Below are 15,066 nucleotides of genomic sequence, written 5' to 3'. Positions count from 1 at the left end.
AAATTTAATCATTTAATTTATTTAATCTATATCCTATATTTTTTTGCTTTTACGACTAATTATTGTTAATAGATAAGCATTACTATTATTTACACCTAAAACATTAGTTGAATAAATATTTCTGCTATATTTATCATTGTAATCGTTTTGAACGATATTAATTGATTACACATTTTGTATATTAATTTCTGGTTTTTCTCTTTGTCTTACTTTACACTGAAGTTTTAAATACTTTAAATATCTTCCCAGTGTACAATCATTTATGTATCTAATATTTTATATAAATGTATATACTAAGTTTTTTATAAGTCTAGCCTTATTTGCTTTAAACTATTCAATTATAATTTTAAAATTATGAATAACTTTTTCCTATTTATTTTTGCTTTTTGAAATAGTTTGATGCTAGTGCTAAAAAATAATGCTAATTTAACTGATTTAATATTTAGATTTTAGTTTTTTTCTTTTCGGGTTTTTGATTTGTTATTTCATAATATCTTTTTGCTATTTCAATTAAATCATTTCTATCAAAAATTTCTCAATCAAAATCAGGTTCTTTTTTTGGTCTTCCAGAACTAGGTTTTCTATCTACACCTTTTTTTGTTAACAATTTTTCTTTCATTCCTAAATTATAATATTTAATTGCTTTTTTAATTCTTTCTGATAAATTTTCTCTTTTCGCAAATTTAGTTTTTGGTGAAATTACATGCATTTTTCTTAATGCTCCAATCATTCCGTTTTGCTGATAAGCATCAAATACTAAATCCCATTCATCAATATTTAAATGTCTTGACATTTCATCTCCTTACTATACATACCTTTGAGAATACAGATTTTAAACAGTTTATAAAAAAATTAACATTTTCGCAAAATGTTAATTTTTTTTGTCCATCTTTAGAAATAGTATCTTTTTTAAATACAAAAGGTGGAGAAATTCATTTAGGTGTTAATGATGAGGGTATAATTGACAGCAACCTGATACAGAGTAAAAAGCGAGAATGAGAACAAATTTTATCTAATTGGGTAGTGAATGCTTTTAGTGGTGATGTGACAAATCTAATTCATATTTTTCCAAATGAAGAACCTTTTAAAATAAAAATATTAGAAGGAAAAAACAAACCATATTATTATAAAGATGGAGAAGGATTCAACTCTAAAGGTGTTTTCATTAGAGTTGGAAGCACAAAAAGAGTCGCTAGTGATGATGAATTTCAAAGAATGATAAGACAACATAGTTCAAATGATTTTGAATCTATCAAAATTGAAAGAGATGATTTAACTTTGAGTACTTAGAAAAGAGGTTCAGAGATAAAAAAGTTAAATTTGATAAATATGCTTTATCTTTATTAGACAAAGATGGAAAATATAATAATGCAGCTTTACTACTGAGTGATCAAAATCCAACAATTAGTAAATTTGCAGTATTTCAAGGAGTGAATGTTAGCGTGTTTCTTGATAAAAAAGAATTTACAGGCTCAATACTGAAACAATTAGATGAAGTACTGTATTTTTCTAGTTTATCCAATAGAAAAAGAATTACCATTTCAGGAATACCTGAACGAGATGAATTTTTAGATATACCTAAGAGAGCATTAAGAGAAGCTATCGTAAATTGTTATTGTCATCGAGATTATACATTAAGTGGTGATGTAAAAATTGAATTTTATGATGACAAAGTTCAAATTTTCTCCCCAGGTAGTTTGCCAGATGGTTTAACACTTGAAAATATTAAAGTGGGTATGGTGGCTAAAAGGAATAAGATAATTGTTAATACATTAGATAAAATCGATGTTATTGAAAACTATGCGTCAGGTGTAAGAAGAATATTTGAAGACTATACTGATTTTTCAAAACAACCCGAATATTATATTTCTAACAACGGTGTTATTGTAACTCTATTTAATAGAAACTATGAAGCCCAAAATGAAGCCCAAAGTTTGAAATTGAATAATCAAAAACGAATAGAGAAAATTTTAGAACTAATCAAAGAAAATAAAAACATAACAAGAAGTGACCTTCAAGATATTCTGCGTGTATCAAAATCAACAATTGAAAGAGATATTTTAAAGCTAAAAGAAGAAGATAAATTAGAATATATAGGAAGTTCAAAGAATGGTTACTGAAAAATAAAAAATAATTAAACAACTCAAAGACAAATTAACTATATGATTAATAATAATGCGTTAATAATAATGCTACTTTAAACACACAGAACAAATATTAACATCTTTTAATTCGTTAACACCATAGCATATTGCTGTGGTGTTTTTCACTCTAAATTTGTGTCTATTGTAATTCAAATTGTTTCTAATATATTCTCATTCAATTTGTCCTGTAAAATTCAATATTGTAAAGGACAAAAATGAGTACTATTTATCTAAAAAATAAAGATTCAACTTTATATAAAACAAAAAAGTTTTCTAATAATTACATTAATAACAATTTTAAATAAATTAAAAACCATTTAGCAAATAAATTAGAATGTTCAATAGGAACAATAAAAAAAATACGACAAAAAATCATAATTCTTAGTTTAGGAAATGATTTAAAATACAAAATAGATCATAGAAATAAATATAACAAAAATGTACAAAAATATAATGATTAAGATTTTATTGACATTAACAAAGAGTTAATGAAATTTTGAAAACAACAATTCACAAAAAATTATCACTAAAACTCTTTAAAATGAAGATAATACAGATTCGGAAATTTATTTATATTATGCAGTTCAGGCAAGCACCGGTAAATTACTTGCATTATATGTTTCAAAAAAACAAACAAATTTAGGTTACCAAAAATTAAGGGAATTATATTTAAAAATATTGCTTACCTGAAAATATTTATTCAGATAAAAAAAACAACAATACACAATGGATACGGATATGAAACTAGATTTGCAAAAGCTTTATTTGAAAAAAAGATATTAATTTAGCTTGTTCTTTAAATCCAACTCTTAAACCACAGTAAAAGATCTTTTTTAATTGTACAAATAAATTTTCCGCTTTTTTTCTTTAACAATAACATTAAATAAATTGAGGTTATATAAACAATAATATTGATAAAATTACTGAATTTTATAACAATAAATTCAATAAAACTGAAAATAAAAAACTTAATGTATTTAGAAAATATGATGAAACTAAATTAAAAAATAAAATGATTTTAAAAATCAAAAGAAAAATAATAAAAGGTGTTGTTAAGTATCAAAACCAGTTTCTAGCACCATTTGATGAAAAAGGAAACAGAGTTTATGTGCATGATAAATGATAAATAGAACTAGCAGAAGATTCTGATGGAAAACTTTGTTTTGTAACAAACAATAAAATTTATGAAGCAAGAACACCAGTAGGTGAACAATTAACTTCGATTTAAATATGATTAATTATAAAAGGATTTGATCAAACTGATATTAATATACGACATTTAGCATATTTATATTATATAAATGCAAAATTCACTAGTGACAATATTATAAAAATTCAAAAACTTCTAAATAATGAATATAAAAATCCAGCAGAAGTAATTCCGCTAATAGAAAGCATTTTTAGTGAACTTTTACAAATTCACAAGTTATTTTTGCAATTAAATAAGTTTCTTCTAGGAAACAAATTTTAGATTTAAAAATAAGTTCAATAAATGAAAACTTAATACTAAAATGTTGCGTTTATGAATATAAACGTTTTTTATTATGATTTTTTGTCTTGTTAATAAATAATTAATGTATTTTAAAATTAAATTATAAATTAGAAAATAAGGACATTTTGTATGAGAGGTTACAAAAACACTTATTAATATTATATATATAATTTATACCATATTACTTACCATATGGGTATTAAATTTATCGATTTTTCAATTCCAGGTAAATATAATTGTTTTAATGAATGTTGTAGTTCTTATTGTTTTTAATTTATCTACTTTTAATGATGCTAGTGTTTTTACTCAACTAGATACTCCGTTACCTTTTCAGTAACATTTGATAAATTTAGTTTCTTAATTGAAATTAATTTATAACTTCCTGAGCTAAATATATTCTATTGCAACATCTTTATCAAATGCATCTTTTTCTATGATTGCACCTTTTTTTAGACTTACTTTTTTTAGATTACAACAGTTTTTAAATGCAGCTTTACCAATTTTTTCAATTCCAGGTAAATATAATTGTTTAATAGATGTTTTAAAAAATGCTCCTATACCAATGGTTTTTAATTTATCTGCTTTTAATGAAGTTAGTGTTTTTAACCCTTCAAATGCTCAACTACCTATTTCAGTAACTTCTGGTAAATCTAATTTTTCAATTGATGTTCTAGTAAATGCTCATCAATCAATAATTTTTAATTTATCTGCTTTTAATGATTTTAGTGTTTTTACTCAACTAAATGCTCCGAGACCTATTTTAGTAACTTCTGGTAAGTGTAGTTCGTTAATTGATGTGTTAGCAAATGCATCGTTACCAATAATTTCCAACTTATCTGCCTTTAATGATGTTAGTGTTTCTACTTCATAAAATGCTACTTCACCTATTTTAGTAACTTCTGGTAAATTTAAATTCTGAATTGAGGTTCCTTTAAATGCTAGAGCGTCAATGGTTTGTAATTTATCTGCTTTTAATGAAGTTAGTGTTTTTACCCCATTAAATGCTCCGAGACCTATTTTAGTAACTTCTGGTAAAGTTAGTTCCTTAATTGATGTTTCTTCAAACGCAAATCCTTCAATGGTTTTTAATTTATCTGCTTTTAATGAAGTTAGTGTTTTTGCATTACAAAATGCTTCTTTACCTACCCCAGTAACTTTTGGTAAAACTAGTACACTAGGTGTTATTTTTTCTTTGAACATATAAGGTTCAATTTTAGTAATTTTTGTAAAATCTACTTCTTCAAATGACTTGATTTTATTATGTTCTTCGCCATAATCATTATCTTGTGATAATTTGTTTTGAATTTCATTTGTTTTATTTTTAATGTCTAAGCTTTTAGATTTATTGTCACCTTGCTGATCATAGTTTTTATTATCTATGCTTTCAAAATCAATATTATCTTCCTTGATACTTTTATTTATTTTTTCAAATATGTCCATAAATTTCCTCTATTCCTAGATTTTTATATTAATTTATAACTTAATTAAATATATTCCATAGTAACATCTTCATCAAATGCATCTTTATCTATCTTTGCACCTTTTTTTACTTTTGCTATCTTTAGATTAGGACAATTTTTAAATGCATATTTACCAATTTTTTCAATTTCAGGTAAATATAATTGTTTAATAGATGTTTTATAAAACGCCCCATTACCAATGGTTTTTAATTTATCTGCTTTTAATGATTTTAGTGTTTTTACAGCACTAAATGCTCCGTTACCTATCTTAGTAACTTCTGGTAAATTTAAATTCTGAATTGAGGTTCCTTGAAAAGCTCCACTACCAATGTTTTTTAATTTATCTGTTTTTAATGAAGTTAGTGTTTTTACTTCATAAAATGCTCAATTACCTATTTCAGTAACTTCTGGTAAATTTAAATTATGAATTGAGGTTCATTTAAATGCTCCAGCACCAATGGTTTTTAATTTATCTGCTTTTAATGAAGTTAGTGTTTTTACTTCATAAAATGCTCAATCATCCATTTCAGTAACTTCTGGTAAATTTAAATTCTGAATTGAGGTTCATTTAAATGCGCCAGCACCAATGGTTTTTAATTTATCTGCTTTTAATGAAGTTAGTGTTTCTACTTCATCAAACGCTTCAATATCTATCTTAGTAACTTCTGGTAAATTTAAATTCTGAATTGAGGTTCTTTCAAATGCTCATCAATTAATAATTTTTAATTTATCTGCTTTTAATGATTTTAGTGTTTTTACTTCATAAAATGCTCAATTACCTATTTCAGTAACTTCTGGTAAATTTAATTTTTCAATTGATGTTTCTTGAAATGCTCATTCATCAATAATTTTTAATTTATCTGCTTTTAATGATTTTAGTGTTTTTACCCCTTTAAATGCTCAACTACCTATTTCAGTAACTTCTGGTAAATCTAATTTTTCAATTGATGTTTCTTGAAATGCTCATTCATCAATAATTTTTAATTTATCTGCTTTTAGTGATAATAGTGTTTTTACAGCTCTAAATGCTCCATCATATATTTTAGTAACTGCTGGTAAATCTAATTTTTCAATTGATGTTTGATAAAATGCTGCTTTACCAATGGTTTTTAATTTATCTGCTTTTAATGATTTTAGTGTTTTTACTTCATAAAATGCTAAATCACCTATTTCAGTAACTTCTGGTAAATTTAGTTTTTTAATTAATGTATCTGAAAATGCTCCACCACCTATTTTAGTAACTTTTGGTAAATTTAGTTCATTAATTGATGTTTCATCAAATGCTCCATCATATATTTCAGTAACTTCTGGTAAAGTTAATTTCTTAATTGATGTTTCTTTAAATGCCCGTTGACCAATAATTTTTAATTTATCTGCTTTTAATGAAGTTAGTGTTTTTACTTTACAAAATGCTTTAAATCCTATTTCTGTAACTTCTGGTAAATCTAATTTTTCAATCGATGTTGAATAAAATGCCTCAGCATTAATGCTTTTTAATTTATCTGCTTTCAATGATGTTAGTGTTTTTACATTATAAAATGCTTTTTGATCTATTGAAACAACTTTTGGTAAATCCAGTTTCTCAATTGATGTGTACGCAAACGCTTCTTGACCAATAGTTTTTAATTTATCTGCTTTTAATGAAGTTAGTGTTTTTACTTTATTAAATGCTTTTTCATCTATTTCAGTAACTTTTGGTAAAACTAGCGTACTAGGAATTGCTTTTGCTTTAAACATATAAGAGTTAATTTTAGTAATTTTTGTAAAATCTACTTTTTCAAATGACTTGATTTTATTGTGTTTTTTACCATAATCATTGTCTTGTAATAATTTGTTTTGAATTTCATTTGTTTTATTTTTAATGCCTAAACTTTTAGATTTATTTTCACCTTCTTGATCATAGTTTTTATTATCTATGCTTTCAAAATCAATATTATCTTCCTTGATACTTTTATTTAATTTTTCAAATATGTCCATAAATTTCCTCTATTCCTAGATTTTTACATTAATTTATAACTTGCTAAGCCTAAATACATTCTATAGTAACATCTTTATCTATCTTCACAGCATTTTTTACTTTTGCTATCTTTAGATTAAGACAATTTTTAAATGCAGATTTACCATTTTTTTAATTTCAGGTAGATATAATTGTTCAATAGATGTTTTAAAAAATGCTAATCATCCAATAATTTTTAATTCACTCATATTTAAACTATAAAGTTTTTATCACTTTTTAAGTACTATATTTCCACAACGATTTGGTCTTCTATTTCTCTTTTGTTTTTATATAGGTTTCAATAATATTTATATCTTTTTTCATTGTCTATTAAAACTGATTAATGCTATTTTAAAATTAGTTTGAGCCATTATTTTGCAATATTTAACTTTTGGTTAATGTAATTTATAAAAATAACAACCGTTTATTTTACCTAATTTACACAAGTTTTGATGCTTGTGTATTTTAATTAATACTTTATTGATAAACTATTGCTAAATATTTATTTTAATATACTATTTAGTTAATGAAAGTTTATTTTATCAAACAAAAATAGTTTTATATTTTTATTTATTTGTCTATTAATTATTTTGAAGTTTTTATTTCATCAAATATTATATATACATAAGCATCTAATATTTGTTCAGTTCTAACATTAATTTTATTTTTTATATCATCGATATGTTTTTGTATTTCATCATTATCATCGTTAGGAAGTATTTTAATTTCCCAATTAGCTTGGTCAATTTCTAGTGTTTGTTCATCAACTGTAGTCATTGAAATATAGCGACTTGTTTTATTTTCTATACCATTTATCTTATATTCCTTTTTTTCCTTATTTCCCAACACTTTATTATCGTTTAAATTCAATAAAATTCCATTACCAATTTTGTGAACATAAGTTAAATAATTATTTTTATTGTCTTTTCATTCAAAAATTTCTTTTATTTCCTCTTTTGGATTTTTAGGAAGTACATGTTCATATGAATAATTAACAAAATCAATTTCTAGTTCTTTTTGTTCCTGAGAAGCTGGTTTTTCATAGTAAAATGGTTGCTTGGTATTGTTTAGTCCCAAATATACTCTTCCTATTATCAATTTGTATAATTTGTTGTTAATTTCTTTTATTTTTATTCCTTGTTCTCAATCCTTATTAAATACTTGATCAAGTTGTTCGCGATATTGCTCTTTTAAAACATTAGAACAATTTTTTATTTTATCTATTCTTTCATATGAGAATAGAGAAATTAATTTTTCATAAATCATTTCTGAAATATTTTCATTTAATTTATCAACTTTATATAAAGTGCTTTTAACAATATTAATAATTTGCTTACTAAATGATTGACCTTCAAAATAAATATCTCAAATAATTGAAAATTTTTCAATTTTATGTAAAACTTTACTCAATATTTCTAATCTAGTGTCAATATTTTTATCTTCATTTAGTAATTCGCTAATTTCAATTAATTTTCAAATTAATGGAATATAAACAGTTTTACTTCCTCCGTTTGTTATATGAAAGATTTGAAAATTAATAAATGGCAATTTTGTGTGTTTTTTAAATTCGCTAGCATTGTATACTAAATTTTTATATATATCATTTTTTTCGTTATTTTCATAAGCTTTTTCTAGTATTGCTTCAATTTTATTTATAGAACCAGTTTTTGCATATTCGTAGAAAAAAATCTGATTTATTATTTTATAGACTAGTTCTTCTTTTTTTGACTCCGTATCCTGGTTTTTACTTATTATAGAAAGTAAAAAATTAAATTTTTCATAGGTTTTTGTAGTGTCATCATAATATTCACTACTTATTTTATCTAATTCTTCATTTTTTTCTTCTTTAACAAATCAAGAATCAATAAATAATATTAATTCTTTTAAATCTTCGTCATTCTTTTTTGACTTTCTAAAATATTCAAATACTGTGTCATTGAAAAGTTTTACAACAAACTCTTCATCAGTTTCTATTTCATAAATCTTGTTTCTGATTAAATCTAAAACACCTAATCTTTTGCTGTATCTATTTAAATTTTGAAAAATTTTTGTATTTGCATCTGTTCTTTTATCGTTTAATATATTTATGTTTAAAAATACTGATTCAAGGAAGTATTTTACAAAATTATCAATATTAGAAACATTAAAATATTCATCTACTTTTTGAACAATTTCATTATAATTTTTGTAAAATTGCTTACTTAATCCTTTATTTTCAATGCTATATTGTTTTTCATTAAAAAATAAATTATATAAATCACCATAATATTCATTATTACTTTTTTTGAAATCGTCTAAAAAATCTTTTATGGATCAGTTGTATCCATTTAAATTTTTTATCATTTCTAATGAAGCGGTTGCATTAATATATTTTGCTTTTCGTGATAGCGCTAAAAGAATTAATAGCATAGAAATGATTCTTTGTTGTCCATCTACTATATTGAACATATTTCCTTGTTGTATAATTACTAAACTATTTAAAAAAGAAAATTTATTAGTGTTATCAGTATTTTCTGAATCTATTATCATATTATTTAGCAATCCTATTATCATATAAGGATCTCAAGTATAAAATCTTTGGAAAATAGGAATTGTATAGCGAATATCATGTGAAAGTTGAATAAATTGTTTGAAATTTACAATTTCAGTTAATATTTTTATATTTGCTTTACCTAATTTGTTTACAATTTCAAAATCTGCTTTTGAATGTTGATTTTCATTTCTATTCATTAAATCTTGTATATCAAGGAATTTTCATGCAACATTCTTAATACCTAATAAATCACAGATTTTTTTTGTTACGTCAATAAAAATATTTTTTGTTTCAGTGTCATTTGATAAAATTTTTTCAGTTACTTCTAAAAATCACTCATCCGGTTGTTTTTTATTAAGTTCCTTAATAATATAACTATTATTTTCAAGGGAATCGAAATTTAATAAAATAGTAAATCAAAATCTTGTTGATTGATTATAAAAATTTTTTTCCTCTTCAAATGAATTACTATTTGATAAAAATTCTTCTATCGGTTTTAATAAAAATTTATTAAAAAGACTTGTTATTTTTTTTCTTATATAACCATAAACAATAGTTTCATCATCATTGTTTTTTTGTTCTAAAACATGCTTTATAAATTCTTGTGAAACACTATAATAATCGTCTTCATATTCTAAAATACCAAAACTAATAAAGGTGACTACACATTGATTGTATGTTGCAAGTGATAAACCTGCTTTTTTTGTTGAGCTACGATATAAATTAATTGCATTATTGTTTTTATCAAAAACACAGTACTCATCAACACCTAATTTACCTACCAATATTTTGTCATTAGGTGATGCATTTTTAATTATATAAAGTCATTCACAAACACCATTTTTGATGTAAGAAGTGATGTTTGTTCCTATTTTTCATTCTTTTAATCAATTAGAGCTATTTATTAATTCTTTTAATTTTATTTTGTCCATAATTAATCCTTCATTTTTTCAATACTTTCTACAACATTAAAAATTGATGTTATTGCCTCTACCACAATAGAATTACCCGCTTGTCTATATAATGATTCTTTAGTTAAAATTTTTTGCTCATAAAAAGGCAATAATTTATTAAAATCTTCTCTTTCGAACCCCATCAACATAAATGCTTCTCTTGGTGTAATAAATCGATAATTTAATTTGTTTTTATTATTATTTTTAAATTCTATAATTCCAGTGCAAGGTATTCTATCTTGCTTTGTCGTTAATGTATTTATAATAAAGTTATTTGATTTATTTATTATTTTTTGAGAATTTACTAATTTTATTCTTGATGGAGTATTATTTATTAATGCTTCAATATTTTCCTCTGAGTGATTATAAAAATCAAAAATATTGTTAAATTGTGTTTCTCTTTCATGTAATTTTAATTTTTTTCCGTTATTGATTTTTTTTATGTATTCACTAAATTCTAAATCATTGTTAAAAGGCGTTTTTACATTTTTTAATACACTTAAAGCAAAAACACGCTCTCTTTTTTGTATAGACCCAGCATCAAGACCATTTATTATAGTAGTAAATGTCTTATAACCCATGTTATCCAAAACATCTTTTCATTTTTCATACTCTGGTTTAAATTTTTTAGAAAGTAAATTTTTTACATTTTCCATCATTAGATATTTAGGTTTTTTACTTGAATTATTTAAAATTCTATAAATTTGTCATATTAAACTCGAAGTTGACAGTTCATCATTAATACCTTTTGCTTTCCCCATACTAGCAACAGAAAGACCTTGACAAGGGAATGAATAAGTGATTAAATCAATATTTTGATCTTTAATAAGATTAGGGTTTAATTTTGTTATATCAACAGCATTGTTACTTAAAATAACAGAAGCTGCTAAGTATTTTTTAAACACAAGGTCTTTAGATGTTATTCTTGATAAAGTTTTAGAGTTTAATGAAAAATTATATTTTTTTAAAAAATTATCGATTTCTTTTTCAGTTGTTAAATTGTTTTCTTTTAAAACAATTTCTCAATTTTTAATCAAGTTGTGATGAATTGCAGAATAAGAAATATTAGCCCTGGCATCTCAATCAGCGGTTGCTACGATTTCAAAAATTTTTTTGTTTCTTTTATTATTTATATTTGTAACAGCTTTATTTTGAGCTCCAATACCTGAAAATGTTTCTAATATTCTAATTGTTCCCATAATATACATCATTATATATATATATATATATATGAAGTCAAGTAAATGGTGAAAATTGTAGTAATAAATAATGTGGTTTTTATTGAATTTAATGAAGGGTAAAAAAACAATATGTTATAAGTTGGGTTTGTAAACATTCATTTTTGATAATTGAATTATATAAGGATTTTTTAAAAGTCTTAATTAATACTTTTTTATTCTTATGCAAAAAATATTCTCTTTAACAAATGTGAATATTGTCTAGTGTTTTAAATATTTTTGATATTTTTAATTGTTCATCTTTTTTCAGAAATATAATATTCATCGACTTTATTATTGGTAATATTATAGAGTTTATAGTATTTTTAGCAGACGATTGCATTATCCATGAATAGAATCTTTTTTGTTTATAATTTTTGTCTTTTCACTAAGTAATTTAATGTGTTTAAAATTAATTAAAAATTAGAAAATAAGGACATTTTAAGTGAAAAGTTACACAACCCAAATAATTTTTATTTCCTGGATCTTTATTAAAATTACCATTAATTAAATATCCTTGCTTTTCTAGTTTTGCAAATGTTACTTTTACTATTTCAAAACTCATATAATTAAAGTCATTTTCTCTCCAACTTCTAATTGAATTATATGTCTAATATCTTCTCTCAAAAAATTCTTACTAATTTGTTTATTTCTATCTAATAATTTATTTGTTGCAATATTAATAGTCAATTTAAGAAAATCTCTCTAGCAAGTGTTTTAATTACAATTATTGGATGCTCATCAAATAAATATATATTCATTGTTTATCTCCTCTTTACAAAAAAAAGACAAGCAGTTTTTCTTTACTTGTCTTTTGTAATTTATATTTTGTTTTTAATTAATATTTTTTATCTTCATCCGCTAGTTCATCTGTGGACTTAGATACATCTGATATTAATTTTCCTAAATCAATTGCATTTTTAGATGTAATTACAGGTTGATCTGTTTCTTGTTCGATTTCTTTTCTAGCATTCCCTGCAATTGAACCGCCACGCTTTGCAACCTCTTTATTTTCTTCTAATCCTTGAGGGTGAGTGGCATTAGCTATATCCTTTGTTGCAGTTTCTGCAAGCATATTTAAAATAAGCTCTGTTGTAGTCATATTATCTCTTAGATTTTGTTTCTTTAAACCTTTATGATTTTTATATTGTTTTGTTGTCATACCAGATCAAGCTTTCGTAATTTCATTCGTTAGAATGGCGTACTCTTTTCCTTCTTTTACCCCGTGGTCTTGCCAAGTATCTGTTAGTTCTTTTCTAACTTGAATCGCTTGTAATCTTTGGTTAATTCATTCTCTGGTATAACCTTTTTTATGATAAGTTTCTAGAGCTCTATCTATTGTTAGTTCTGGATCAATTATTTCATCTATTCTTTCTTTTCCTACTTCTGCTAGCCACGCCTTAAATGGTTCAGCTTTTGGTGATGGTACGGATTGAATGATACGGAATATACCTTGCATATTAGCAACATCTGTTAGGCGCATTTTTCCATCTGCAGCTTTCATTTTCAAAGCGTTACAATTTGTAACGGTTTCGTTTCCTTCCTCTTTTAATCTCTTTTTTAATACTCTCCAGTATACTTGAGGATTTTCACTTTCTGTAAGTACTCTTACTATATCAACCACCGAAAAATACCATTCTTCTTTTTCATTATCCCAAGCAGAACGTATCTGACTACCTTCAAATAATTTAATCTCGTTATCCACGTATTTCTCCATTCTCATTCTATGTGCTGTTTATAATCATCTAATTATTAGATAATTCTAAACAACACTAGATTTTCATTTTAAGAGTTTTATTTTTTGTAGAAGTCACAATCCTAGGTTTTATTAGACTTTTTACCACGACATAATTATGACATAAAACCCTGCAAAAAAGTCAATAACATGGGTGTTTTTATTAATTATAATGTTTAAAATATTTTAATAATTCAATCGGTTTAAGGTAGTTAAATAATTTTAATAAGCTAAACATCGACAATAAATATTAATATTTTTTAATTAGTCAACATCATAGCATATTGCTGTGGTGTTTTTCAACCTAAATTTGATTGTATTCGATCATTGTTGTATCAAAAAACATAATCATTAATTTTTTGATTTAATTCATTAAATGTGATTTTTGTATAATCTAAATCGTTTAATAATTCAGTTTTTATTATTCCAAATCAATATTCTATTTCTCTATTGTCTAATGAATTTCCAATTCTTGATAGCGATACTTTCCCACCGAGTCTAATAATTTCAGAAATATATTCATAATTTGTATATTGAAAACCATGATCTGAATGAATTATAAAATTGTTACAATTGTCTTTTTCAATGTCTTTAATATTTTCTAAAACTAAATTTAAATCATTTGATTTATTTAGTCTATATCCTATAATTTTTTTGCTTTTATGACTAATTATTGCTGATAGATAAACATGACTACTATTTACATCTTTAGGTGCATTTATGTATGAAACATCAGTTGCATAAATATTCCTGCTATATTTGTCATTGTAATCTCTTTGAATGATATTACTGATTGCGCATTTTGTATCTTTAATTTCTGGTTTCTTTTGCTTTTGTCTTACTTTACATTGAAGTTTTAAATACTTTAAATATCTTCCCAATGTACGATCATTTATATATATTTTATATTTAATATAAATATATATACTAAGTTTTTTTCTTCCAAATCTAGCCTTGTTTGCCTTAAATGCTTCAATTATAATTTTAGAATAAGGAATAACTTTTTCTTTTTTTTGTGAAATTTTGCTCTTTGAAATAGTTTGTCTACTGAGATTAAAAAATAAGGCTAATTTAACTGATTTAATCTTTAGATTTGCAGCTTCTTTTTTCTTGTCTTTTTTAGGTTTTTGATTTGTTATTTCATAATATCTTTTTGCTATTTCAATTAAATCATTTCTATCAAAAATTTCTCAATCAAAATCAGGTTCTTTTTTTGGTCTTCCAGAACCAGGTTTTCTATCTACACCTTTTTTTGTTAACAATTTTTCTTTCATTCCTAAATTATAATATTTAATTGCTTTTTTAATTCTTGCTGATAAATTTTCTCTTTTCGCAAATTTAGTTTTTGGTGAAATTACATGCATTTTTCTTAATGCTCCAATCATTCCGTTTTGCTGATAAGCATCAAATACTAAATCCCATTCATCAATATTTAAATGTCTTGACATTTCATCTCCTTACTATACATACCTTTGAGAATACAGATTTTAAACAGTTTATAAAAAAATTAACATTTTCGCAAAATGTTAATTTTTT

Annotated in this window: 9 protein-coding genes; 2 read left to right on the top strand and 7 right to left on the bottom strand. The window is 24.0% G+C overall.

The window, feature by feature from the left end:
* Window positions 1-442: 442 nt before the first annotated feature.
* Entirely contained in the window at window positions 443-793 is a 351-nt protein-coding gene (locus KQ877_RS00640) for a transposase (RefSeq protein ID WP_216535714.1), read from the bottom strand.
* On the opposite strand from KQ877_RS00640, the gene KQ877_RS03565 reads away from it, so the two are divergent.
* Window positions 718-1,290 carry an AlbA family DNA-binding domain-containing protein gene (locus tag KQ877_RS03565; protein ID WP_246777992.1) on the top strand — a complete coding sequence of 191 codons (573 nt, stop codon included), beginning with the start codon at window positions 718-720 and terminating at the stop codon, window positions 1,288-1,290. The genes KQ877_RS00640 and KQ877_RS03565 overlap by 76 nt on opposite strands.
* A gap of 152 nt (window positions 1,291-1,442) precedes the next feature.
* Window positions 1,443-2,138: an ATP-binding protein gene (locus KQ877_RS04090; protein WP_308699330.1), complete on the top strand. Its 696-nt coding sequence runs from the start codon at window positions 1,443-1,445 to the stop codon at window positions 2,136-2,138.
* Window positions 2,139-4,023: 1,885 nt separating this feature from the next.
* On the opposite strand, the gene KQ877_RS00630 is transcribed toward KQ877_RS04090, so the two are convergent.
* The 6 genes from KQ877_RS00630 to KQ877_RS00600 form a co-directional block, all read right to left on the bottom strand.
* Complete coding sequence (locus KQ877_RS00630; RefSeq protein ID WP_216535713.1) at window positions 4,024-5,076, bottom strand: leucine-rich repeat domain-containing protein; 1,053 nt, start codon at window positions 5,074-5,076, stop codon at window positions 4,024-4,026.
* A gap of 44 nt (window positions 5,077-5,120) precedes the next feature.
* Window positions 5,121-7,073, bottom strand: a complete 1,953-nt coding sequence (locus KQ877_RS04085; RefSeq protein ID WP_216535712.1) for a leucine-rich repeat domain-containing protein — start codon at window positions 7,071-7,073, stop codon at window positions 5,121-5,123.
* A 604-nt stretch (window positions 7,074-7,677) separates the two neighbouring features.
* Window positions 7,678-10,557 (bottom strand): GmrSD restriction endonuclease domain-containing protein, encoded by a 2,880-nt coding sequence (locus KQ877_RS04080; protein ID WP_216535711.1) that lies wholly within the window; start codon window positions 10,555-10,557, stop codon window positions 7,678-7,680.
* 2 nt (window positions 10,558-10,559) lie between these two features.
* The gene (dcm, locus tag KQ877_RS00615; RefSeq protein ID WP_216535710.1) at window positions 10,560-11,777 is read right to left on the bottom strand and encodes a DNA (cytosine-5-)-methyltransferase; all 1,218 of its coding nucleotides are present in this window, start codon (window positions 11,775-11,777) and stop codon (window positions 10,560-10,562) included.
* A gap of 856 nt (window positions 11,778-12,633) precedes the next feature.
* Entirely contained in the window at window positions 12,634-13,512 is an 879-nt protein-coding gene (locus tag KQ877_RS04075; RefSeq protein WP_308699329.1) for a BRO family protein, read from the bottom strand.
* 278 nt (window positions 13,513-13,790) lie between these two features.
* The gene (locus KQ877_RS00600; protein ID WP_216535708.1) at window positions 13,791-14,978 is read right to left on the bottom strand and encodes an IS3 family transposase; all 1,188 of its coding nucleotides are present in this window, start codon (window positions 14,976-14,978) and stop codon (window positions 13,791-13,793) included.
* Window positions 14,979-15,066: the final 88 nt, after the last annotated feature.

The sequence above is a fragment of the Mycoplasma zalophi genome, assembly GCF_018914005.1.
Classification (GTDB): domain Bacteria; phylum Bacillota_I; class Bacilli_A; order Mycoplasmatales; family Metamycoplasmataceae; genus Metamycoplasma; species Metamycoplasma zalophi_A.
This window is presented reverse-complemented; position numbering and strand designations above follow the sequence as displayed.